This window comes from Lentimicrobium sp. L6, from assembly GCF_013166655.1.
Classification (GTDB): Bacteria; Bacteroidota; Bacteroidia; order Bacteroidales; family UBA12170; genus UBA12170.
In genome coordinates this window covers 1-26,326 of the sequence record NZ_JABKCA010000004.1, presented here as the reverse complement: position 1 = coordinate 26,326, position 26,326 = coordinate 1, and the positions used below count along the sequence as shown (strand labels likewise).

Annotated in this window: 20 protein-coding genes; 15 read left to right on the top strand and 5 right to left on the bottom strand. The window is 35.5% G+C overall.

Annotated elements, in window-relative coordinates:
* The first annotated feature begins 1 nt into the window (after position 1).
* The 13 genes from cydB (at position 2) to HNS38_RS01770 (ending at position 15,216) form a co-directional block, all read left to right on the top strand.
* On the top strand, positions 2-1,153 hold the full coding sequence (gene cydB / locus HNS38_RS01830) for a cytochrome d ubiquinol oxidase subunit II (protein ID WP_172278423.1): 1,152 nt from the start codon (positions 2-4) through the stop codon (positions 1,151-1,153).
* A 407-nt stretch (positions 1,154-1,560) separates the two neighbouring features.
* Complete coding sequence (gene napA, locus HNS38_RS01825) at positions 1,561-4,350, top strand: nitrate reductase catalytic subunit NapA (RefSeq protein WP_172278421.1); 2,790 nt, start codon at positions 1,561-1,563, stop codon at positions 4,348-4,350.
* A 10-nt stretch (positions 4,351-4,360) separates the two neighbouring features.
* On the top strand, positions 4,361-5,170 hold the full coding sequence (gene napG / locus HNS38_RS01820) for a ferredoxin-type protein NapG (protein WP_172278419.1): 810 nt from the start codon (positions 4,361-4,363) through the stop codon (positions 5,168-5,170).
* On the top strand, positions 5,163-5,981 hold the full coding sequence (gene napH / locus HNS38_RS01815) for a quinol dehydrogenase ferredoxin subunit NapH (RefSeq protein WP_172278417.1): 819 nt from the start codon (positions 5,163-5,165) through the stop codon (positions 5,979-5,981). The genes napG and napH overlap by 8 nt, the downstream gene beginning before the upstream one ends.
* A complete protein-coding gene (locus HNS38_RS01810; RefSeq protein WP_172278415.1) occupies positions 5,981-6,634 on the top strand; it encodes a nitrate reductase cytochrome c-type subunit in 654 nt (217 codons plus the stop codon). Before napH ends, HNS38_RS01810 begins: the two co-directional genes overlap by 1 nt.
* A gap of 105 nt (positions 6,635-6,739) precedes the next feature.
* Positions 6,740-7,693, top strand: a complete 954-nt coding sequence (locus HNS38_RS01805; RefSeq protein WP_172278413.1) for a WD40 repeat domain-containing protein — start codon at positions 6,740-6,742, stop codon at positions 7,691-7,693.
* A 76-nt stretch (positions 7,694-7,769) separates the two neighbouring features.
* Entirely contained in the window at positions 7,770-8,120 is a 351-nt protein-coding gene (locus HNS38_RS01800) for a chaperone NapD (RefSeq protein ID WP_172278411.1), read from the top strand.
* Positions 8,121-8,333: 213 nt separating this feature from the next.
* Complete coding sequence (locus HNS38_RS01795; RefSeq protein ID WP_172345873.1) at positions 8,334-10,061, top strand: LruC domain-containing protein; 1,728 nt, start codon at positions 8,334-8,336, stop codon at positions 10,059-10,061.
* 423 nt (positions 10,062-10,484) lie between these two features.
* Complete coding sequence (locus tag HNS38_RS01790; protein ID WP_172278407.1) at positions 10,485-11,900, top strand: hypothetical protein; 1,416 nt, start codon at positions 10,485-10,487, stop codon at positions 11,898-11,900.
* A 386-nt stretch (positions 11,901-12,286) separates the two neighbouring features.
* Positions 12,287-13,285 (top strand): RNA ligase family protein, encoded by a 999-nt coding sequence (locus HNS38_RS01785; RefSeq protein ID WP_172278405.1) that lies wholly within the window; start codon positions 12,287-12,289, stop codon positions 13,283-13,285.
* A gap of 24 nt (positions 13,286-13,309) precedes the next feature.
* Complete coding sequence (locus HNS38_RS01780) at positions 13,310-14,194, top strand: UPF0158 family protein (RefSeq protein ID WP_172278403.1); 885 nt, start codon at positions 13,310-13,312, stop codon at positions 14,192-14,194.
* Between the two features lie 15 nt (positions 14,195-14,209).
* Positions 14,210-14,965, top strand: a complete 756-nt coding sequence (locus HNS38_RS01775; RefSeq protein ID WP_172278401.1) for a hypothetical protein — start codon at positions 14,210-14,212, stop codon at positions 14,963-14,965.
* 20 nt (positions 14,966-14,985) lie between these two features.
* Positions 14,986-15,216: a hypothetical protein gene (locus HNS38_RS01770; protein WP_172278399.1), complete on the top strand. Its 231-nt coding sequence runs from the start codon at positions 14,986-14,988 to the stop codon at positions 15,214-15,216.
* A gap of 88 nt (positions 15,217-15,304) precedes the next feature.
* Here the strand turns inward: HNS38_RS01770 and HNS38_RS01765 are convergent, their stop codons facing one another.
* The 5 genes from HNS38_RS01765 to HNS38_RS01745 form a co-directional block, all read right to left on the bottom strand.
* On the bottom strand, positions 15,305-15,760 hold the full coding sequence (locus HNS38_RS01765; RefSeq protein WP_172345872.1) for a hypothetical protein: 456 nt from the start codon (positions 15,758-15,760) through the stop codon (positions 15,305-15,307).
* Positions 15,761-15,801: 41 nt separating this feature from the next.
* Entirely contained in the window at positions 15,802-18,192 is a 2,391-nt protein-coding gene (gene ccsA / locus HNS38_RS01760) for a cytochrome c biogenesis protein CcsA (RefSeq protein ID WP_172278395.1), read from the bottom strand.
* Between the two features lie 123 nt (positions 18,193-18,315).
* Entirely contained in the window at positions 18,316-19,854 is a 1,539-nt protein-coding gene (gene nrfA / locus HNS38_RS01755; RefSeq protein ID WP_172278393.1) for an ammonia-forming cytochrome c nitrite reductase, read from the bottom strand.
* Positions 19,855-19,874: 20 nt separating this feature from the next.
* A complete protein-coding gene (nrfH, locus tag HNS38_RS01750; RefSeq protein ID WP_172278391.1) occupies positions 19,875-20,405 on the bottom strand; it encodes a cytochrome c nitrite reductase small subunit in 531 nt (176 codons plus the stop codon).
* 69 nt (positions 20,406-20,474) lie between these two features.
* The gene (locus HNS38_RS01745) at positions 20,475-21,821 is read right to left on the bottom strand and encodes a hypothetical protein (RefSeq protein WP_172278389.1); all 1,347 of its coding nucleotides are present in this window, start codon (positions 21,819-21,821) and stop codon (positions 20,475-20,477) included.
* Positions 21,822-22,481: 660 nt separating this feature from the next.
* Between HNS38_RS01745 and HNS38_RS01740 the strand changes: the two genes are divergently transcribed.
* Positions 22,482-25,949, top strand: a complete 3,468-nt coding sequence (locus HNS38_RS01740; protein WP_172278387.1) for a S8 family serine peptidase — start codon at positions 22,482-22,484, stop codon at positions 25,947-25,949.
* Positions 25,950-25,953: 4 nt separating this feature from the next.
* The gene (locus HNS38_RS01735; RefSeq protein ID WP_172278385.1) at positions 25,954-26,196 is read left to right on the top strand and encodes a hypothetical protein; all 243 of its coding nucleotides are present in this window, start codon (positions 25,954-25,956) and stop codon (positions 26,194-26,196) included.
* Positions 26,197-26,326 lie beyond the last annotated feature (130 nt).

The window sequence follows — 26,326 nt, the reverse complement described above, 5'->3', positions numbered from 1 at the left end:
GATGTTTGAAAATTTAGACTTAATCACATTACAGCATTATTGGTATGCTATCAACGCATTACTTGGGGCCTTATTGGTATTCTTACTATTTGTACAAGGCGGACAAACACTTATTAATTGCATCGGGAAAACGGAACTAGAAAAAAGTATGCTCATTAATACACTCGGCAGAAAGTGGGAATTTACTTTTACCACTTTAGTGACCTTTGGTGGCGCTTTTTTCGCATCCTTCCCCCTATTCTATTCCACTAGTTTTGGTGGTGCCTATTGGGTTTGGATGATTATTTTATTTGCATTCATTGTGCAAGCCGTTTCCTATGAATACCGCTCAAAACCCAATAATTTCTTGGGTAAAAAAGTATTTAATGGTTTTCTATTTGCCAATGGACTTATAGCGCCTATCTTCTTAGGAACTGCAGTGGCTACCTTTTTCACTGGCTCACCATTCCATATTAACGACCTCAACCAAAGTTTCTGGGATTCTCCTTTTAGAGGACTCGAATTGGCTCTTACCCTGACTGACTATAATACTTATATTAATTTAAGCCTAGGATTGGCTGTCTTCTTCCTCAGCCGAACGCTAGCCCTCCTCTATTTTATGAATAGCATTGAGGACGACTCCATTTTAAGACGCTCTAGAGAAAACATACTAAAAAATGCCATTCCATTCGTGGTGCTTTTTCTCTTCTTCTTGATCAATATTTTGGTGAAAGATGGTTTTGCAGTTAGTGAAAATGGAATGATCAGTTTAGAACCTTATAAATATTTCAATAACCTGATTCAAATACCTGTGGTATTCATCTTATTAATCATTGGAGTATTAATGGTTTTAGCTGGAATCGCCCGAGCTTTTCTGGTACACAAATGTTCTTCAAAAGGAATATGGCCAGCAGGTATAGGAACTATTCTTACTGTGTTTGCTTTATTTTTAATGGCTGGCTTTAATCACACGGCCTATTATCCTTCATATACCGACATACAAAGTTCACTAACCATATATAATAGCTCAAGTAGTCACTATACCTTAGTAGCTATGTCCTATGTTTCACTTTTAGTTCCATTCGTTCTTGCTTATATTTGGTATGCATGGAAATCGATGAACAAGAAGAAAATAGATGCAGAAGAAATGGAAAATGAACATCACATTTATTAAAAACAAGGAAAATGTATACTAAAGAAATTATCATGCTTATCACGTGGCCAATAAGTATCTATTTAACATACTTATTCATCAAGTGGGCACTCAAAAAGTTCGATCATCTATTAAAATAAGGAAATTTAGCTTATAGCTATTTCATAATACTCATTCATTTCATTTTGATAATCAGCGAAAGCTGATGTTTTTGCAGCATTCTTATCGGATGCTGCATTTTTTTTAGGAAATTTTTAACTTTTTTTAAACAACATATACTATTGATATACTGACTTTTAAAAACTTTAAAGACTTCTGGTACCTGATTACATATAATTAACTAGATATGTCATATAAGGTATTTTAGTACTTTTAGTACCTAATTACCTCAACTCTAAGAAATGTAAATATTTATCAATAGAAATGATATGAGTACAACAAGAAGAGAATTTTTAAAAAACTCTGCTGCAGCATCTGTGGCCACGGCGGTAGGTATGTCACTCCCAATGGGTGTTCAAGCTGCTATGAACGATGCTGAAAGCGGATGGCGCTGGGACAAATCAGTTTGCCGGTTCTGTGGTACCGGATGTGGTATTATGGTAGCAACCAAGGACGATAAAATCGTAGCTGTAAAAGGAGATCCAGCCGCTCCTGTTAACAGGGGCTTAAATTGTATTAAAGGATACTTTAATGCAAAAATCATGTATGGTGAAGACCGCCTACAACAACCTTTATTACGTGTAGATGAAACTGGAAATTTCAACAAAAACGGTAAATTTAAGCCCGTAAGTTGGAAGAGAGCCTTTGATGAAATGGAAAAACACATCAAAAGTAGTCTACAAGAGAAAGGCCCTACTGGCATAGGAATTTTTGGCTCGGGACAATACACAGTACAAGAAGGATATGCTGCTGTTAAATTAATGAAAGCTGGATTCAGATCTAATAATATCGATCCTAATGCTCGTCACTGTATGGCTTCTGCCGTTGCTGGTTTTATCCAAACTTTTGGTATCGATGAGCCTGCAGGATGTTATGATGATATCGAACTTACCGATACAGTGGTAACCTGGGGAGCTAATATGTCAGAAATGCACCCTATTCTTTGGGCTCGAGTGAGCGATAGAAAATTGAGTGCACCAGACAAAGTTAAAGTAGTTAATCTAACCACTTTTACCAACAGAACTTCTGATTTAGCTGATATTGAAATTGTGTTTAAACCACAAACCGATTTAGCTTTATGGAACTACTTGGCTCGTGAAATTGTATATAATCACCCGAAATCTGTAGATCAAGAATTCATAGATAAACATATTATTTTTGCTACTGGTCCTGTTGATACAGGATATGGCATGCGTAAAGCTGGTCATCCTAAATATGATGCAAAAGAATCTGTTATCAATGCCAAAGAATCTTCTAAAATAGTATCAGAAGCTGAAGGGGTTACGCTTGGATATTTAGGCCATAAAGCGGGCGATACTTTAGAAATGAAAAATACCGCAAGTGCTGGTAAACATTGGAAGATTGAGTTCGAAGAGTTTAAAAAAGCTCTTGCCCCTTATACCTTAGAATTTGTTGCTGAATTATCAAAAGGTGATAGCAATGAAGATATTGAAGCTTATAAAGAGAAATTAGTAGCTCTTAAAGATTTATATGTAGATCAACAAAGAAAAGTAGTTTCTTTCTGGACGATGGGAATGAATCAGCACACTCGTGGTACATGGGTGAATGAGCAAGCTTATATGGTCCATTTCCTATTGGGAAAACAAGCCAAACCTGGGAATGGTGCTTTCAGCTTAACTGGCCAACCATCGGCCTGTGGTACAGCACGTGAAGTAGGAACATTTGCTCACCGCTTACCCTCTGATATGGTAGTCGCCAACCCAAAACACAGAGCTGTTTCTGAGAAAATCTGGAAACTGCCAAAAGATACATTAAATCCAAAAGTAGGAACACACTTCATGAAACTCATGAGAGATTTAGAGGATGGTAATGTAAAATTTGCTTGGGTACAAGTTAATAATCCTTGGCAAAATACTGCTAATGCCAATCACTGGATTAAAGCCGCTCGCCAAATGGACAATTTCATTGTTTGTAGTGATGGTTATCCAGGTATTTCTGCAAAAGTATCTGATTTAATTCTTCCAACTGCCATGATCTACGAAAAGTGGGGAGCTTATGGAAATGCAGAACGTAGAACACAGCATTGGAAACAACAAGTAACTCCAGTTGGTGGTGCCATGTCAGATACTTGGCAAATTGTTGAACTTTCAAAGCGTTTTACCATAGGCGAACTTTGGGGCACACAACCTATTCCCGGTTTAGAAGCTGGTCTACCTGATGTTATGGCCGAAGCAGAAGCCATGGGTTATAATAAAAAAACAACCCTATACGAATTGCTTTATGCCAACGAAGAAGCAAAGTCCTATAGCTGGCCAGATCCAATTGGTGATGGTTTCTCAAATACTGAAGTAGAAGGAGACAAAAGAGAAATTATTGGTAGTGACGACAAGCCTTGGGAAGGTTATGGTTTCTTTATTCAGAAATATCTTTGGGAAGAGTATCGTAAATTTGGTGAAGGAAAAGCTCACGATTATGCTGATTTCGACACCTATCATAAAGTACGTGGACTAAAATGGCCAGTGGTGGATGGTAAAGAAACTCAATGGCGTTTTAATGCTAAATACGATCCTTATGCTCGTAAAGCCGATACTGGAGAATTTGCATTCTACGGTGCTGCTTTCAAAAATCTTCCTCAAGGTGATTTAACTGGTGTTCAAGCTGACAAAGATAATTATGACCTGACGAATAAAGCAAAAATCTTCTTTAGACCTTATATGGATCCTCCAGAAATGCCTGATAAAGAATATCCATTATGGTTATGCACTGGCCGTGTATTAGAACATTGGCATAGTGGAACCATGACCATGAGAGTTCCTGAATTATACCGTGCTGTTCCCGAAGCCTTATGTTATTTACATCCAGAGGATGCTGAGAAAAAAGGCCTACAACAAGGCGATTTGGTTTGGGTAGAATCCAGAAGGGGAAAAGTAAAAGCTCATATCGACACTAGAGGTAGAAACAGACCTCCTGTTGGTTTAATTTATGTGCCTTGGTTTGACGAGAAAGTGTTTATTAATAAGGTATGTTTAGATGCAACCTGCCCTATTTCTAAGCAAACTGACTTTAAAAAGGCAGCTGTCAAAATTTATAAGGCATAATTAGCATATCATGCAAAAGCAAACTAAAAATACAAGTCGACGAGAAGCCATCTTGAAAGTTTTTCAAGGCGCGGGAATTTTGAGTCTCGGTGGATTGGTTTGGGGAGCCTACCTGAATAAGGCCAAAGCCTCCAAATTAGTTCTCAGACCACCTGCTGCTATGAAAGAAGACGACTTTCTAAGAGCATGCATCAAATGTGGTGCTTGCGTTCAGGCTTGCCCTTATGAGACATTGAGATTGGCACAACCTCAGGAAGAAATTCCCGTGGGAACTCCATATTTCGATCCTCGTTTGGTACCATGTCACATGTGCGTTGATGTCCCTTGCGTTCCTGTTTGCCCAACTAATGCTCTTGATATTCAAAAACTCATTCCTGAAGGAGAAACAACAATTCCGCAAAATATGGATGTGAATAAAATGGATGTGGGAGTAGCTATGATAGATGAAAAATCGTGTATTGCCTTTTGGGGAATACAATGCGATGCTTGCTATCGTGCTTGTCCTCTCATTAATGAGGCCATTAGTTTAGATTTTGAAAGAAATGAAAGAACAGGAAAACATGCCTTCCTAAAACCTAGAATAAACCCAGATATATGCACCGGATGTGGCAAATGCGAACATGCATGTGTTACCGAAAAGGCAGCAATCTTTGTGTTACCTCGTGAGGTGGCTGAAGGAAAAGCTGGGAATTTTTATATTAAAGGTTGGGAGAAAAACGACGAAGTCCGTTTAAGAACAGATAAAGATGAATCTACTATCAAAGGTAGAACCAATGATGAAGATTATTTAAATGATTGGGAGGATTTGATAGATGACTAATGTAATATTTAATAACCGTTTTTTAATCCTAAGGCGAATCAGTCAGGTGGGAATTCTCTTCCTTTTTGTTGGAGCGAACCTTTTTGCCTGGAATGTATTGGTTGGAGATTTAAGTTCAGCTCGTGTTTTCGATGTATTCCATTTAACAGATCCACATGCCATCATTCAGATGCTATTTGCAGGATTTATTGTGGGAACCGATGCATTGATTGGTGGACTTATCATACTCCTTTTCTATGCACTATTTGCCGGAAGAGCATTTTGTAGTTGGATTTGTCCTATGAATATGGTTACGGATACCGCATTATGGTTACGTAAAAAATGGCGTTTAAACGAAATTCAATTTAATACACCTATCAAAAGAAATATCAGATATTGGGTTCTTATTTTAGGACTTGTTTTATCACTTATTTCTGGAGTAGCGGCATTTGAATTCGTTAGCCCTGTTGCCATGTTACATAGAGGAATTATTTTTGGAATGGGATTTGGCTGGGCAGCTATTGCTGTCATTTTCTTATTCGATTTATTAGTATTGAAAAATGGATGGTGCGGGCATGTTTGTCCAATAGGTGCATTCTATTCTTTCACTGGAAAGTTTCACTGGATTAAAGTGCAACATACGGTTGAGAATTGTACCGATTGTTTGGATTGTATAAAAGCCTGTCCTGAACCTCAAGTACTAAGAATTATTGGTAAAGAAAGCGGAGCTATTTCTAATTCTGAATGTACCAACTGCGGAAGATGTATTGAAGTTTGTAATGATTATGCTTTGAAATTTATTAAAAAAGAAAAGATACAGGAGGAAAAATAATGAAAACTAAAATTATCATATTAACAATTTTGATGGGCACTTTCCTTTGGTCGTGTTCCAGCAAAAAAGCAACAGTGGAAACTGAAGCCGCGAAAGTAGCTCCAAAGACTGAAGTTGCTGTTGTAAAATTAGAAAATGCTGAACTAATTAACGATGCTGAACTTGGCTATGGCCATACTGATTTGTTTGATGAAAGCACAGTAGAAATCCCTAAGTTTGACTATTCAGCTGGGGCTGCAGGAACGGTAGGGAACTGGGAACGTTCTTTTGAGAATGCTCCACCTTTGATTCCTCATACCATGGTGGGCTTTGTGCCCATTAAAGCGGGAGCAAATACTTGTTTGGCTTGTCACTTACCTGCGGTAGCAGCTGCTTTAAAAGCAACAGCAATGCCTCAATCACATTTTACGGACTATAGACCAGAGCTTATTGAAGAAGCTGGCTTATATAAAGTAGATGCCAAAGAAGGTGAAGTAGTTAGTAAAGATATGGGTGCCAATTATAACCTCGCTCGTTATAATTGTACCCAATGTCATGTTCCACAGGTAAAACCTACTGTTTTTATCGACAATAATTTTAATCCAATTTTCCGTGCTGAAGGAGATTCCAAGAAAACAAATCTTTCTGAAAACATTGGCGAAGGAGTTAAATAAACTATTTGATTTTGAATTTAAGGTTTGGGAGTTTCTGATTATAAATACCAGAAAACTCTCAAACTTTTTAAGGAATATGCTACCTTAGTATAAATTGATAAATAGATGAAAACATTCCTATATCTAATCTTCTTACTTATCTCTAACTTGTCCAGCTTTGCACAAAGCCCATTATATAGTATTAAAGCAAAAGGTGCGGTTACCTCCATTATTCTTGAAGGCGATAAGCTATACGCCGCTAATGATAAAGGAAGTATTGAATGTTTTAATTGGAAATCTAAAAAACTAGATTTCTCTATTGAATTTGAAAACATAAAAGATTTTATGGGTGATGAGATGCCCCCAAAAGTATATTCCATTGACAAAATTGAAGGTAAAAGTAAACTCATTGGAGTAAGTCAAGGAGTACATGGCTTTAGAAATCTTCACCTCATCATCAATAATAAATTAGAAAAACTATTAGATGCTGAAAAAGATAAGATGATGATAAAGAAGGCTTATTTTTTGAATGAAAATCAGATTATTATAGCCACTTTAGGAAATGAAATTATGGTTTATAATATTGAAAATAAAACGTGGGAATATAAAAAGCATATCGGTACTTCTGTGTTTTCCGATTTCTGCATCAATGAAGACAAAAGCAAATTAGCAGCAACCGATGAAAGCGGAATCATTCATATTCTAAATACCCAAACAGGGGAATCTATCAAAGAATATTCTGGTCAAAATGTAGACAACATCTATCAATTGGCCTTCTTTGCAGGAAAAGTAATTGGAGCGGGCCAAGACAGACGAATTTGTGTATATAGCAATCTTTCCTCCTATTATTTAGAATCATCTTTCCTAGTTTATAGTGTAGGAATGAGCCGAGATGGGAAATGGGGCGCCTTTGCCGATGGAGAAGAAAACGATATTAAAGTTTTTAGCATCTCCACAAAATCAGAAAAAATTATACTCAAAGGGCAAAAAAGCACACTCACACAAATTAAATTCGTAGAAGAAAATTACATTATCTCCTCAAGCGAAGACCCTGAAATAATGGTTTGGAAGTGGAGATAAAAATATAAAAGAATGTTTTATGTATGATGTTCAATGCTCCTTACAAACAAACTATAAACTTTTAACTAGAAATAAAATGAATATAAGTGGAATATTAGTACAAGTAAGACCGGAATATACCGAAGAAGTCATCAATGCCATTAAAGAATCTGAATTTGGCGATTATCATATGCATGACGAAAAGGGAAAAATTGTGGTAACCATAGAAGGCGAAGACGTTTCAGAGGAGATTGCTAAACTAAATCAACTCCAAAAAATACCACATGTCATCTCAGCAGATATGATGTATGCCTATTCAGAAGATGAGCTGGACAAGGAAAGAGAGAAATTGGAGAAAGGTGGAAAAATTCCAGATTGGCTTAACGATCCAGATGCGCAACCTGAAGACATTAAGTATAATGGAGATTTACGTGGTAAGAGATTTTAGGAATATTAGATGGGGATATTTAATGACTGAAATCCAAACCTGATTAATGAATAAGTGGGAAACGAATAGAGATTCCGCAAATAGAAACTTAGAATAGTAAACTCTCAGATATTTATTTAACGTTTACGAATTCAGGGAAAGCATTTACTTATTAGAGATTTTTACACTCAGTAATTTACTTATTTTTGTATATTGAATTAAATATTGAAGATTATGAAAATATATAAAATAGCGCTGAGTCTTTTGGTATTTGCATCTCTTTTTTCTTGTACAAAGGAATTAGATAAAACTGCAAACGAAGAAACTCCAATCACCTCTCTTACTCAATTAGTAGTGGCTGATAATTTCACTTGGCAATCTGGATTAACAGGCCAACTCAATCTTAGCTTCAACAATCCTCATAATGTTTCCACTGAATTTGAGATTATTAATATTATTGATGAACAGGGACAAATCATTAAAAGAAATAGAATTCTTAATGGAGAAGTCAGTTTTAATATTGAACTTCCTCAAAATTCAACATACTATGTTCAATTCCCAGTAACTGGTGAACAATTCGAGATAACAGAAATTAAAGACATGGTTTTGGACTTAGGCCCAACTAATTCTTTTAAATCTTCAACAGCAATAAATGAGGATATAGAGAATTGTACTACTTGCGACAACCCAATGGAAAATGCTGGAGCAGAAGCCCCAGCTTTAAATGGTGGATATTCTATAAAACATCAAGATGATGTTCCTGGCTGGGAAACCAATGCTGTGGATCATAGAATAGAAATTTGGACAAATGGTTTTCAGGGTGTTCCAGCACAAGAAGGCAATCAGTTTTTCGAGCTTAATGCCAATCGTGTTGCAGATTTATACCAAGAGCTTTGCCTTAACCCAGGTTCATCTATAGTTTGGTCTGTTTGGCATAGGGGCCGTGCAGGTGTTGATGTAGCTGAGGTCAAAATTGGTGGTTCTGTAGAGTCTGCTGTAACTTTAGAAGTAATGACCGACGGAACTGATGCTTGGGGACACTACATGGGAACCTATACTGTTCCTGAAGGACAAGAAACTACTTTCTTTGTATTTAGTTCGGTATCTTCTGCTGGTTCTAATTCCGTTGGTAATTTCCTCGATAATTTTGAAATAGAATGTGATTTTGATGGCGACGGTATTCCTGATAGTGAAGATGATGATCCAGGTAACCCTGATGTAGCTTATGTATCCTATTTCCCTACTTCAGGAAAACAAATAATAGCTTTCGAAGATTTATGGCCTAGCCTTGGGGATTTTGATTTTAACGATTTAACCTTGTCTAACCAAATCACCATTAGCAAAGGGGAAACCTTTGACATTCTTTTTGCTGACTTCAAAGTAAGCATTGATGCCATAGGAGCTGGTATTCATAATGGAATTGGAATGATGCTCTATGATGAAGAAGGAAATACTTTCCCAAATGAAATTATTGCTTCTGTTTCGGGTGATGTTAGCCTTGACCCAGACAATACTAATGGTCTAATTTTAAGCAATGATGTATATAGTTCCATTGAAGAATATTATCAGAATAATGGTGTGGGCCCAACAAACCAAAATCCAGACACCCTTTCCTTTACTGTGACTTTTAATAATGGAGTAGCTGATTTCACCCCTGAACTATATATCTTCCGATCTAACGATCGTTCTCACGAAATTCATAGAAGTATATTTCCTGGAACTGCTGTAGCTGACCCTACTCTATTTAATACTTCTGATGATAATGGAAATTACCAAACTGCAAATGGTATCCCTTGGGGCATTGAAATTATTATGGAAGGTGATTATAGTAGCCCTATAGAATACATAGAGATTTCTGAAGCATACCCACAATTTTTACCTTGGGCACAATCCGGTGGAACTCAAAATACTAATTGGTATGAATCACCAGTTGATTCTAAAGTATTTGATATTAATCAATAATTTCAGGTTTTAATAATATCAGATTTTATAACAACAATTAATTGCGTCCCCAATTAGTTTCATAGAATAAAAAGATTCTTCACTTCATTGCATTTCGTTCTGAATGACAATATATTAGCATATGACATTCAGGAAGAATAGATTTGATTTTTTCAATGGCAAAATCAAACCCATTCTTCCAGTTTCCTCACCACAACACTTGTCACTCCGATTCGTAGCCCGTCTGACTCTGTCTAGCTGTGTAGCCAGATAGATTTGCAGAGGCGAGGAGTCTTTTGTGATTATTAGGATGCTATTGATTAACAATAATTAAAACCATTATAAATAAAATGAAGCCAATACTTTGAAATAGGTATTGGCTTTTTTGTGCTTAATGATTTTTCAATATAAAAATTAAATACTTTAGCTTCATAATAAAAAATCATGGCAAAGAAGAAAAAGACTAAGGTTATCCCTTTACTAAAACCTGGAAACTATATAGTAAAAAAATCTAAAAACCTTCCACTCCATAAGTGTTGGATTAATAAGAGTTGGAAAAGTGGCGGCAAAGCTAACCTTATGATCTCTAGGAAACATAGCAATCAAAATATTACCATCTGTCATTATTTGGTAGATTTATATAGCCTTGGGATAAAAGATACGCACTATCAATTTAATATTTATGAAGAAGAGTTTCTGAATTTTGTTAAATCACAAAGCGATGAAGATTTCCTTATTGAAATTGATTATCCTACTGCTCACAATATAATATATGCAGCTTTGGAATATGCCGAGGAATTAGGCTTCAAACCTCATAAAGATTTTGAAGCTGTAACCGAACATTTCCTTGAAGAGGATGATGAAAATATTGAACTGATTGACATTGAATGCGGACTCAACGGGAAACCTACTTTTATGAGTAGCGACAGCGATAGCGAGCAATTGATTCAACAAACCTTAAAGCAATTAGAGAAGGCTGTGGGGCCAGGTAATTTTGAATTTATAGATGGTACTGGTTATTTCAATAATGATATTGATGAAGATGATGAATACACTGAAGAAAATGAATTCTTTTATCACCTCCCACCAACTTTGCAAAATACAGTTAGAAAATCAGACTTAGAAAGTTTAGTAGACAATACCCTTCAGTTATTCCAATCAAAAGACCTTGAAGAACAAAGCAATGCCACCTTACTCACTAACTACATTTTAGGTAAATTAGAAGAACACAGCTATATAGATGAAGATTGGTATTTTCAATTAGATGATTATTTTGACCAAAATGAAATCTTAAAAGAGGGGCCTAAAGAATTATATACAGAGTACAATAATCAACAATCCGTTTTTTCACAAACCTCCTCAATAGATGATGATTTAAAAAAGCTGAGCAATCAACATGATTTCGAAGAAGACAAAGTCAGGATTCTACTAGACCAAAACCCCAATATTCCTATTTTACATTATTATTTCTTTTTAACTGTAACTGATAATCCCAAGCAGCAGATAGATATTATAAAAAAGGCTAATAAACTATTTCCCGATATCACTCTGTTTAAAATACTGAAATTTACTCTTAACAATTCCAACAAGCCCAAAATCATAGATATTCATGAATTACACCAAAAATTCTATGGAAACAATCATCAAATTCATGAAATAGAAGCTCTAGAATTAATGAATTGCTTTTTTAACATCACTAAAAAGCAAAACCTTGTTGCAAGCCTCCCCTATTTTGAAAGTAGTATTTTAGAATATGGATTAGCAGAACAATTTGAGACAAAATTATTAGAAAAGTTATTCTATCATAAACTTAGCGTTTTATTGGCTTTACAAGAAACTTTAAAAACGCTAGATGATTAAAAACATTCATAGAGGTCAGTAGGTAAACTCATTAAAAAAATCGGGAATTTTTTTTTAGATTTCTCCTCCCAGTAGTCGTCGAAATGACATCGATACATAGGGGATTAGGCAAAGGCATCGAGGACACATTTAATTTCCATAAGTAGTCCTCGCTGCCTTTGCCCCAGAAAACAAGGTAATGTCATTTCGACAGAAATCTCGTAACAGAGTTAAGAGCTGTATGGAGAAATCTATTGCGATAAACGAACCTTACTATTGAATCAAATAACAACACATTAAAGACTAACACTAATTGGCAACAAGATTTATGTGGTATGTAATAAAGTACCGGCCTCTAAACATTCATTGTAGAATTTGTGTAAATTAGTGGTTTAAATTCAACATTGATGTTTAGAAAATATAATTCTATTGAAAACTCCTATCAAAAAGAATTCGTTGACAGAATAAAGCGAGAAGGCTACGATCAACAAACTTTTGTGGTTCAGGAAAAAGCACATGGAGCTAATTTCAGCTTTTGGACAGAGAACGGTATTAACTTTTCTTATGGTAAAAGAACTGGTGAATTAATGTGGGAAGAGAAATTCTACAATTTTCAATATGTTTTTGAAAAGGTAAAAATCCAGCTCCAAATGCTCTGGACAGAAGTAAATCAAGAGTTTGAGAATGTTGAAATCCTTCATATCTTTGGTGAGCTTATAGGAGGAAATTACAATCATGCTGATGTAGCAAAAGACAAACAAGCTGTTTTGACACAAAAAGGTATTTATTACTCCCCTTCCAATGAGTTTTATGCTTTCGATATGATGATCAATTACAAAAACTACTTAGATATAGACATTGCCAATTCTTTATTCAAAAAAGCCGGAATGCTTTATGCTGAAAATCTATTCGAAGGAAATATAATAGAATGTCTCTCCTACCCCAACGAATTTGAATCTACCATAGCTCGTCAACTCCAATTACCTCCAATACTACCTAATATTGCTGAAGGAATAGTGATTAAACCCAATAAAACCTGTTTTTTCGATGGCGGACAAAGAGTAATTCTAAAAAATAAAAATGAAAAATGGGCCGAAGTGGCCAAACGAAAAAAGAGAGTAAAACCACCACAAGAAATCTCCGATAAAGTGAAATATTTACAAGAGGAAATTCTTCATTATATCACCGAAAACCGATTCAATAACCTCCTCTCAAAATTGGGGAGCTTTAGCCATAAAGGCATTGGCAAAGTACTGGGTATGTTCTCAAAAGATATAGTGGAGGACTTTGAAAAAGATTTTGAAAAAGAGATGAACGAGCTGGACAAGAATGAGCAAAAGCTAGTCAAAAAGTCAATTTCGAATTCTGCCAAAAATATTATTCTACATGCAATAAAAAATCAATAATTAGATTTAACATAATAAATCATCATGCAAAAATATATCAATCAATTAATTGAAGACTTAATACAGGTAGCCAAAAACCCTCCGCCCCCGAGTTATATTGAAGCACCTCCTCATATAGAATCTGAACCAGTGATAGCTGAACTAGCCCTCACTCCTTTTATGCCAATCTCTAAAATTGTAGGTATCGAAGAAAGTGCCTTTCCTCCCGGTTTTAAGCTGAGTTCCCAACAATGCATTGATGTAATTCATGCTGTTTTACAAGTATTCGAAGCATTGAACATTGAATTAATAGATCAGCCTGAAGATATTCCACCAGAGCTACTTTATGAAGCCATTATCTCATGTTGGGATCAGGAAGTGCAATATTTACCAAATGCCGGAATGGATTTAGAGCTCTGTACTGGTGACCAAATAGATTGTCCATACGGAGAGTTCTGTTCGTGTAACGAGGAGTTTGATGAGGAAGAGTTTCCAGAGAAATTTAACTCGGTGATTACTCCAATAGCAGAATGGATAGACCTAGGCATGTATTGCATGTTAAATTCTGATACTCTGGAATTTGAATACATTCCAGTTATGATGCTCCAAGACCCTGAAGAATATAAACTTATCACTGGGGAAACAGAAGAGGATATGGATTTCAAATACAAAAACTGGAGAGGATTAATTGAGATTGCACCGCTCGAGCCCTCTGAATCTTTTGAAATAATGGAAAATTTTGCTTTTGAATTAGACGATGAGGAACTACGAGATAAATTGTTTACAGCACTAAATAATAGGAAACCTTTTAAGCATTTTAAACATTTAATCGAGCACTCTGCTTATCGAGAACAATGGTTCGACTTTAAGATAAAGCAAGTGGAACACCATGTAAAAAAGAAGATTTTCGTTGGTTTTACAATACTGTAATAAAAAGCAATAATTATGGAACACAAAAGAGAAGATATAGAAGGACATAAAAAACGACTTAAGGAAATGGTCAACAGTAAAGACATCATTTCCGGCATACATAATTACTGCGATCGTTGGTGTGAAAGATGTACGCATACTAAACATTGTACTGTATTTTTAATGGAGCAAGAAGAAAAAGAAAAAGGTGACCATGATTTAAACAACAAAAAATTCTGGAATAAGCTTTCTCTAATCTTTGCCGCCACCTTGGAAATGGTAAAAGAAGGCGCCGAGGAATTAGGTATCGACTTAAATGAAATCGAGATAGAGGAAAATCCATTACAGGAAAAAGAAAAAACTATAACTGAAAAAATAGCTCATGATTATGGCACCAAGGTTTATAAATGGTTAGATGAGAACAGGAGTCTTTTTGAGGAGAAAGGAAAAGAACTCCTCATTATTGGAGAAGACAAACTCATCCCACTCACTGAGGCCCTTGAAATCATTAATTGGTATTCCATATTTATTGGAGCCAAAACCCACCGAGCCTTCCACAACCAGGATTTCGACTTCGATGATCCCATTCAAAACGATAATAATGGTTCCGCTAAGATAGCCTTGATAGCTATTGATAGATCCATAGAAGCATTCGGAGTTCTTCTGGAGCAAATTCCTGAAAAGGAAGACGAGATTTTACACTTCTTAATCCTCCTCTCCCAAATAAAAAATCAGTTAGAGGCCAAGTTCCCAAAAGCTTGGGATTTTCTTCGGGCTGGTTTTGATGAGTAGTTTAAATATACTTGAGGAAAGTGAAACCATTTTACGAAATAAATGAAGTCTCTCTAAAACTCTCAGCCCTACTGAGAGAAATCCTTCTGATAAAACCATTTTCTTCCATTGTTTCACTGAATGGCTATAAATTAATCCTTCTACAAAAGATACCACAGATCAAGTCAACAGAGATCATTTTTGCTTATTCAGGAGATGAGCTAAACAAGGAAAGAGAGAAACTAGAGCAAGGTGGAAGGATTCCAGAATAGCTCAAGGACCCAGAAGCAAAACTAGAGAATATTAGGTATAAAGGTGATTTGGGTAGGAAGATGTTTTAAGAAAAACCCCAAATTCAAGCTACTCAGAAACCCGATACTGCAAATCAGTAGCAAACATGATTTCCTCAAAAGTTCTGTCCAATGCTTTACTGTGAAAATTTTGTGCTACTAAATCTTCTTTAAACATCACAAAATCCCCTTTCTTAGCATCCACTTTATCTACTACAATCCAGAATGACAAATCAGTACTTTCTAGTATTTCTAAGAAAGTATAGCCTCCTCCATGCGCCAAATTGATGATTTCACCTTGATAATAGGGTTTATTCTCATGCTCTTTTTGTACTTGCTCATGATTATACTCTTCTGATACTTGTTCGTGGCTATGGTCATGATCGTGATCGTGGTCATGCTCATCTATATTTTCAACTTGTTCTATGGACTCACCTGCAGATTCTTGTCCCATATTTCTAAACTTAAAAACATATACTAAAACAGCTACTAAAGCGATTACTCCTAATACTTTTACAAATCTCATTTTTATATTTTTTGTTGTTTTCTATTCTTGCAAACAGAAGTTTATTGATTACTTAATTTTCGTTTCGAAAAACTAATAAGGATTAATAAGCTAAGCGTCCCTACTGAATAATATACCCATGTTGGAATTGGAACCGGATCTCCTGTAGCATAAGAATGAAGCCCTGCCAAATAAAAATTCACCCCATAATAAGTCATTAAAATGGAGAAAAAAGCCAATACCGAAAGAACTGTAAATAGATAGGGACTATATATTTTTTTCAATAACCTCATATGCAATACCAAAGTATAAACCAAAATAGAAACATAGGCCCAAGTTTCTTTTGGATCCCAACCCCAATATCTTCCCCATGATTCATTGGCCCAAATTCCTCCAAGGAAATTTCCTATGACCAATAAAGTTAGTCCTAAGATTAAGGTCACCTCATTAATATGAACAATACTTCTAATATGATTATCTATGTGAAGCTTATTATTAGATCTTAAGATATAGAGGATTAGAGAAATAATCCCCAATAACATCCCCACTCCAAAGAAACCATAACTAGCGGTAATAACCGAAACATGCAAACTCAACCAGAATGATTTGAGAACAGGAACCAAACTCGTAATTTTAGGATCAATTTCTCCCAAATAGGCTGAGAAAATAAAGATGCCTGCCACCATCATAGAAGCCGACATGGCAATGATGGATTTCCTAAAGAAGAATACCCCTGCAATCACCGCTGAATAGGCAATATAAATCATGGTTTCGTAGGTATTTGAAAGGGGTGCATACCCACCAATATACCATCGAACCCCTATTCCAAAAGTATGAAAAGCCAAAAGAATAATCCCAAGGCTAAAAATAAACCAACTTATCTTTGGATTAATTATTCTATTGAAGAAAATAGAACTGATACTATAAATCAACAAAACGAAGCCAAATAATAAATAGGCAATAGAGATTTTAATAAATAAGGCAGATTCATTATACCAGATTTCCATGTCCAATCTGTTTTGATCAGGAATTACTTTGGCGCCAAACTCTTTTTGATACTCTTTGATATACTCTATATGCTCAAAGCCTTGCTCAAAGTTACGGTTATATACTGCATCTAAGAATCGACCGGCAGATTGTTTCAACTCTCCATTATGAGAAGTCTCGAACATGGTTTTAAAGTCTACCCAAGTATTATTATCATCCTCTGGAACTGGAAAAACATTTAATAATACACCTCTAATCGACATAAATGCCACATTGAGTCGCTCGTCAACTTTTATCAAATCTCTTTCGAAGGTGCCTCTTTTTGAAGGTACCAGCTGATTTGCTTTCTCCACCTCCTCCGCAATTTTATAGTGTCCATTTTCATCAAAGAAATCATTGAAACACGCTAATTTCTGATCTTCCTTTAATCCTAACTTGATTCTTAGTTTAGGCGTTTTAACTTTAATCAAATATACCTTTTCCCAAATCTTAGGGCGAGAGAAAATCCCCATAAGCACCTGATTGGCATCCATCCCATTCCAGCTTCCTCTTCCCGTTAATTTATAGAGGATTTCGCGATTTTGGGAATCCAAAGGTTTCATTCGCCCATCTGGATCTTGCACTACCAATGAACCGAAAGCTGCTGCCAAACCTTTAGATTGCGATCCATAATCATTTAAATACTCTTCCACATAAGGAGAATATTCTTGGGCTGGAAGCATCATTGGAGTATTCAATAATAATAGAGGAATTAGAAATGAAGCGATGGGGGCCTCTCCTATTTTCCGAATCAGATATTGGAATCGTGATTGTTTATCGAATAAATTCAAAATCAAACCCAAAAACAATAAAACATAAGCTATATAAGTAATTTCGACGCCTGGGTCTTTATTCACAGTGAGTTGAGTTCCTAATTCATCGATATCGTATGAGGTTTGGAAGAATTTATAGCCAGCGTAAGTCAATGTATTATTCATATAGATTTCGGCTTTAAATTCTGTATCATTGGCTTTATCAATAACCACTACATTTGAATGGTATTCTGAGGGAGCTTGACTTCCTGGATATCGAGTTAATTGAAAATCTTCGAGCGCTAGATAAAAAGGGATTTCAATTTCTTCATCTCCCACTTGAACAATATTTGACTGGGCGCCTTTCCTGATATTCATTGTTCCTTCAATACCCCAATAATGAGTAATGGCAGCTCCAATAAGAATGAGAATAAAAGCCAGATGAAAAATGGTTCTGGCACTCCATATTTTTGATTTTGCCTTTATTAAAATCAATACCATATTGATACAAGCCAAAACAAAAACAAGGCTATACCAAAAGCTATGGTAGATGAAGCCCTTAGCTGCAGAACTACCAAAATCATTTTCTATAAATGTACCTATTGCCGCTCCTGTCGCAAGGATGACGAGTAAAACGACCATAGTAATATATGAACTCAGTATCTTTTTTATCAAGGTGCTTTTTTTTGTAAAAATAGCTTATTTCAGCTTTTCAAATTGTTAATTATCTCTTTAAAAAAAAGTATCCAGAACAAAAGTCCTGGATACTATATTTATAGATTCTCAAATGATGAAAGATTATTTTTTAACCTGTTCTCCATTTACTTCTTTAGAATAAGCTGTTTCAATATCATTACCAGGGAATGCTTTAGAATTATACGTACCATTAGCATCGGCCATTTTAATCCATTCTTTCTCTAAAGTCCTTTTGAATTCTAACTTAGCATCAACCATTTTATCAAAGTCTAAGCCAGCTAATTCTTGAGATAATGCTTTATCACTAAAATCAGGAGCGGCATAATTCATTACACCATGCTTAGCTAAAATACCAATCAATTGAATTCTTGCTTGCATAGCATGTTCGTTAGCTAGAGAAAGGTTTCTTAATACTTCCTCAGGTGCATGGAAGAATGCACCATGAGAAGCAACAGCATAATCCCATTTCCACTGACCAGTTCTGATTTCTTGACGAACCGCTTTAAGTTCTTCATCAGTTGCTCCTACTTCCATTGCTTTAGCAGTTTCAAGGTGAGCTTTTGCTAAATTATCCATTGCAATAATATGAAGTTGAGTTTTTCTCATATACTTCTGATGTACGATACCTCTTAATTTATCTTCACTTTCGCGGTGACAAGGCATACATGATCTATCCATTGTATTCAAAGGATTTTGTAATTGGTGATCAGAATACTTAACAGAACCTTCTTGTGTATATGGCATGTGACAATCGGCACAAGCAATACCTTTTTGACCGTGAATACCAGTCATGTGCATTTCGAAACCAGGATGCTGAGTTTTTAAAATTGGTGTTTTAGAGATTTTATTTGTGAAATCAGTGTGTCCAACTTCGTCATAGTATAATTCCATACCTTCTGCATTCAAACCATTGGCCCAAGGGAATGTAACTACTGCAGCTAATTGTTCTTTTCCATTTGCATCAGTATATTTAGTTTTCTTAAAATAGTATTCAGAGTGACAAGTAGCACAAACTAAGCTTCTTTTTTCTTGGTGAGTAGATTCTTCAAAAGTCTTAAGACCAGCAGCAGATAAACCTCTATTTAAATGAGGAACATTTACTCTAAGTTCAGCGGTTACATTATTGTGACAATTGGCACAACCAATACTGTTCTTTATTTCAGAACCATATCTTGCCCATTTTCCAGTGAAAAACTCATTTTCACCATCACGCTCAATCAATCTACCTACATCTGGAGATTTACAAGTCCAACAAGCAGTTGGCATAGGACCTGTTTTATCATCAACTGGAGCACCTGTTCTTAAAGTATTTGTATTACTCTGAATAGCATAATAATGACCACGTGGTGCATTATAGTCTTTTGCAAATCCATAACCAGCCCATAAAATAGGAAGCTGAGGATAAGCTTCTAATAAGTCTAAAATTTCTCCACTTTCTTTGGTCTTTAACCAAGAACTATATTGACGTGGATAATATCTTTCCCATTCATCGTTCTTATATTGCTTTTCACCATCGATAGCAGGTGTTTCGCTCAAAGCCACTTTTTGCTCTTTTTTCTCGTTAATGCTACCTGATAATGAAGACATTGTAATGATAGCAACAACTGAAACGATTAATAAAATTGTGAATTTAGATTTCATCTTTTCTAGTTTTAAATATTCTATTTTTCTTTTACTCCTAAATTATATGGTGTGGTGGTCACACCTCTCACTTTACCATGAGGTACGCTTTTATGACAGTCCCAACATTTTCTGCCACCTTCAACATATGGTGTATCATAATTATGATACTTGTCAGCATTCACCATAATCTGAGATGTAAGACTGCTATGGCAGGCAATGCAATTGGCTTGCACTCTTTCGGCTCCATAGTCACTTATTTGCATGGCGTGATCATAGGTGTTCATTGTAAATGCAACACTGTGATTCCAACCATCAATGGTCTTCGCTTTATACTTATTAAAAGCATTATCAGTAGGTAAGTGACAATCTACACAAGTAGCTACTCTAGCATGCGAACTGTGCTGCCATGTTGCATATTGGGTATTCATAACATGACAATTTATACATGCCTTAGGATCGGTAGACATATATGAAATAGCCTGTGAAATATGTACCATATAGCCGAAAAAGACAAGAGCCACAATAAATGCCAAAATGGCCAGCCTCTTAATAATGTTCTTTTTTTCCATAACTATATATTTGTTATTTATGATAATACAAAGCCTTAAAAAAAAACTAAAGGCTTTGTACTAGTTTTGTTATTTGCTGGTATAAAAATTAGGTTTAAATACAACCATTAAATAAGCCCAAGTACCATTTTTACTGTAAGCATCAGTAGTTGAATATCCTTTAATATGTCCTAACGTTTCAGTTCCAATCATTTCAGAGACACCTGCTGTAAATAGCATATTCTTATCTGCAGCATAGGTAACACCAAAATCAATTTCTAAACCTAAACCTTTACTCATATTTTCATATTCAGATTCTACAAAATCAGGACTTAATTCACCTGGCTTAGCTTTATATACATCTGCTGCAGCCATAAAATAATGAGGAGTTAAGAAAAATGACCATTTCTTAACTTTGAGATTAAAGGTAGCATAAATATCGATAAGACCTACATTATTAGCATGATTACCCACATAAAAATAATCCATATGACCATTAAACTTATGATTTGTTCCATATAAAGGAGTAAAAGATTTCATTTTCTTAGCATCTCCCATTTTATCTTTTAAGCTTGTTCCAGAAAGGTATTCAAAACCTAAAGTTACTTTTGAGTTTTCAGAAGATTTAATAGTTCCAGCTAAAGCGAAATACATAGCAGAAAGCTTAGTATCAAAATTATCAAGATTTCCCATTTGATAATAAACGGCGGCAGCAAGACCTACAGGGCCTAAAGTAGGAGTAAAACGAGCTCCAATAGTTTGTGAATAAGCAACTTTATAAGTATCTTCAGTTCCTTCTTCAACATCAGCAGCCTTTTCAAGCTTCTCCATTCCATTATTTAAAACTAGCAAGCTTAGTCCTGATTCTCCAATTTTTGCATGAAGCCACAAAAACTGCATGGCTTTATAATTAGATAAGTTAGTATAGTCATTTCCAAACAATGATTCTTTTTCTTGATTATAAGCAAAACCTAAATGCGCTTTAAAATTTGCACCTTCATATTTTAACAAACCTAGGTCATGGGCTCTGGCTTGCTGCGCCCAACCTACATTACCAAAAATACGAGAATCATCATAAACTAATTCCTGACGTCCAGCTTTTAAAGAAAACTTCTCATTAAAGAAATACTCTCCCCAAGCTTGATGTATTCCAAATCTATTTGAGGCTCCATTGTCTAATTGGCTAACATCTCCCCAAACTCTAATGTCTTGCATACTTACATATGCCTTAAAAACTTCAGAACCATAAAAAGCATTAAAGCGAGTACGTTGAGAAATTGCAAAAGCAGCTTTTGCATCAGTTGGAGGTAATGTTTTATAACCATTTCTTAGTTCTGCTCTAGGGCGAATTTCACCATCTACTTTGATTGTTTGACCAATAACCCAAGTGGCTAAAATGGTAAGAACAAGTGTTAATAGTAAAGATTTTAATCTCATAACTTTGATTTTTGATTTGATTTATTATCTATTTCAATTTAATTTCAGGCAACTTGATTTTCAAAAAGGCGGAAACAACAAGTTTTTTCCATATTGTGGTATTTAAATACCATTTATATGACAAAGGTAATTATGAAATAGATATTCGCAAGAATTCATGTTAAAAAAATAACAATATTTTCTAATTTAGAAATTTTCTAAATTAAATTCATTATGAAACGTATTGATTATGAAATGCCTAAGTTGGAATGGTAATGAATGAAGAATTTATACAATTTTAACACATCAAAATATCTAGATTTTTATATATTAATAATGGCCCCGAACTCTAATAAATGAAGAATCTACACCAAATAATAGCCTATCATTAATATTTATAAGTTTAAGGACAACAGGTTTCATTTATTAAAAACCCATTAACTTTTTAAATAATAAACGATTTCTACTTAAAAAAAATCCTCAGATACTATCGCGTATAATGACAGGGCAAACCATACTTTTATTTTGTCCACGGATTATCACAAATTAACACGGATTTCAGACCAAATGTAGACTTGGAATCACATGTTCCAAACCTTATTTTTTTGCTAAATTTCTAATACACAAACACTATTTAGGATTATCCTGCTATATTTATAGATTCAAAATCAATTTTTTACTATGAAATATCTTATACTATCCGCATTGGCAGTACTATTCAGCCTGTCATTATTGGCACAAACTCCGGAGCAATTGTTTCGGGTAAAAAAAGAAACCAATAGCGCCAAGCTACAGGCAGATGCCAATATATACAGGCAACAATCCGAAGAGCAAAAAGCTATTGCCGTTCAGGCTGCTTTGGAAAATGGTTGGCCCATCACCATTTCAACAGAAAATAATTTTGCTGAAATACAAAGACTGGATGAAAATGGTAATCCTATTTATTATACTACAACAAATTCTGATGCTGCAATTACTACATCAACTAATAAACTCTATAGTGGTGGTGGTTTAGGCTTAGATTTGAGTGGAACTGGCATGCTCATCGGAGAATGGGATGGCGGTGGTACTCAAGTTGAACATATTGAGTTCAATAACACCGGGTCCTCTAGAATTACGATTAAAGATACGCCATCTGGTTATCATTATCATGCCACTCATGTAGCCGGAACAATGATTGGACATGGATATTATACAGATTCTGGTACTGGAGCAAATTCAAAAGGAATGGCATCAAGTGCTTCAGTCGATTCTTACGACTGGACTGATGATTATGCCGAAATGGCAACAGCTGCAGCTGCTCCAACAAATTTGCTTATTTCTAATCATTCCTATGGTTATGTAGCTGGGTGGTATTGGAATGGATCTTCATGGGTTTGGTTAGGTGGTGCAAGTGAGCATAATATTTTTGGTTATTATGATAGTGGTGCCGCTTCTCTTGATGGTATTGCTGTAGATGCACCCTATTACTTGATAGTAAAATCTGCAGGAAACGATCGAGGTGATGGACCAGGAAATGCTTTTGAGCCCTATAACGATGGTCCCTATGATTGTATTTCTGGTACTGGAAATGCGAAAAATATTTTAACAGTTGGCGCCGTAGAAGATGTAGCAGCAGGTGATCAGTCTGATCCAAACAATATTGTTATGTCAAGCTTTAGTAGTTGGGGACCAGCTGATGATGGAAGAATTAAACCTGATATTTGTGGAAATGGGGTTGGAGTTTGGTCCGCCTACTGGGATGAAGATGACCCAAACACAACAGGATATTTTGCTGGATTAAATGGCACTTCTATGAGTGCTCCAAATGTGACAGGATCATTGCTGTTAGTTCAAGAACATTATTATGATTTAAATTCAGCCTATATGAAATCCGCTACTTTGAAAGCATTGACTATACAAACAGCTGATGAATGTGGACCAAATCAAGGCCCAGACTACATGTTTGGATGGGGATTGCTCAATGCAGAAACTACTGCCAATGTGATAACAAATAGAAATGTGAGCTCTTTAATAAAAGAAGAAAACTATAGTGGAACCACCTATTCAGTTACTGTTACAGCTAATGGAACAGATCCATTAAGAGCCACTTTGGTTTGGACTGACCCTGAAGGAAATCCTCCTTCTTATACATTAGACAATCCTGCTGCCATGCTGGTCAACGATTTGGATATGAGCATTACAGGAGCAAAAACCACCTATAGTCCTTATAAATTAGATAAAGACAATCCAGCCAATGCAGCCACAACAGGAGATAATGATGTGGACAATGTGGAGCAAATTCATATAGCCTCTCCAACCAATTCAAGCTATACCATTAGCATCACCCATGATGGTAGTATATCAGGAGGGAATCAGGCATTTTCACTTATTGTTACCGGAATTGTGATTGACAACCCTGTTGTAGTTACGTCTGAACCTACAGATGCTACAGCCACATCCGTTACATTTAGTGGTGAAGTTACTCTTGAGAATGGTTCTGGTGTTACTGCCAGAGGTTTTGTTTATAGTACAGATGAAAACCCTGACATTGATGATGTTAACGATGTTGTAGTACCTGATGGAAGCGGATTAGGAAGTTTCTCGGAAACCGTTACCGGTTTAAATCCAAATACCACCTATCACGTTAGAGCATACGCCACAAACACTTCGGGAACGGGCTATGGAGATGATAAAGATTTTATCACAACATCAACTACAACATGGGAAGGCTCCACTTGGGATGGAGGCGCACCTACTGCTTCCATTCATGCAATAATTGATGGAAACTACACCAGTTCAGGTTCATTGGACTGTAATAATCTGACCATTACCTCTGGCAAAACCTTTAATTTAAGTGTAAATAATGGAGTAACAGTAAATGGAGATTTCACCAACAATGGTATATTTAATATCAAATCAGATGCTACAGGTATTGGCTCACTAATAACTTTAGGAGATATTTTTAATAATGGGACATTTAATATGGAGCGATATGTAGCTGAGGATGCATGGCATTATATTAGCGCTCCATTATCAGGTAATAAAGCAGATGTTTTTGCAGGATCGTATCTGCAAAAATGGGATGAAACAATAGCTGATTGGATAGAAATCACTTCCTTAACTGATGATTTGGAAAAAGGAATAGGATATTCACTTTGGTCTGATTCCAAAACTAACTTGTTTACCTTCACAGGAGCTCCATATACTGGCAACAGTAATATTCCTATTACAAAAACAGCAAACGCCAGTGGATATATAGGAGCTAATCTTATCGGAAATCCTTTTCCTTCATCGATAGATTGGGATTTATTAGATGGTATAGGATATGGTGCAAAACATACTTATGATGGCGTAAACGAAATCTACAGAACATATAATGATGAAGCTGGAGATGGCTCCCAATACATTCCTCCTGGTCAAGGATTCTTTATAGTGGCCGATTATACAGGAACTTTTAATGTAGGTAATGCAGATCGAGTTCATAGCGGGACAAATACCTTTGTTAAAGAAGAAAACACAATTGCGAATGGAGTGGTATTAAAAACAGGTATTGATGCTATTTCTGATGAAGTTTGGATTGGTTTTATTAGTGATGCAAGCCCTGGCTATGAGCGTAAATACGATGCGCATAAATTCTTTTCACCCAGAATGGATTTACCCCAGATTTATACAAAATATGAAGATACTCAATTAAGTATCGATAGAAGACCAGAAACCAATACCATTCAATTGGGATTCCAATGCCAAAACAATGGTAAATACTCTATCGATATAGTTCAAATAAATGGTATCGCAGCTGTTGAATTAGAGGACACCAAGACAGGAATCTTACACAATCTTAAATTAAGTTCTTATGAGTTTGAATGGTCTACAAGTGATGATGAAGAACGTTTTGTATTACATTTGAATGCTACCAATACTCAATCGTTCATCAACTCCCAAACCAACATCTATTCTATAGGCAATCAGATATATGTTTCTCAAGAACAACCAACAGCATATTCCTCTATAAAAGTGTATAATTTAAATGGTCAGCTGGTATTTGAAAGCTCTCTTTCAGAGAAAAATCTCCATAGATTTGCTTTAAATGTTGAAAATGCTGTATATTTGGTTCAATTAATAGGTGAAAACCAACAACAAACAGAAAAAATCATCATCAAAAAATAAAGCTATGAAAAAACTATTGAAAACCTTATCTATCTTTTTATTCTTTATGGCTTTAAATACTGGTTTCGCCCAAACTCCCCCTCCTCCAAATAATAATAATGGATCCCCCGGTGGTGGGAATACACCAGTTGGTGGTGGAGCCCCTATTGGTGGTGGAATAGTCATATTAGTTTCTGTAGCTTTAGCTTATGGTTATGCAAAATACTATTTAAAAAAACCAGACTATACTGTGGAAGAAGAATCTTAGAAAAGTTTTTCTTCTTAAAAAACATATTTTTAAAGCTAGGAAAGTCTATTTTTCTAGCTTTTTATTTTTTCTAGGAACCTGAGTTCGGTTTTTAACTATCTGAAATTCAGTTGTTAATCGTAATATTTTT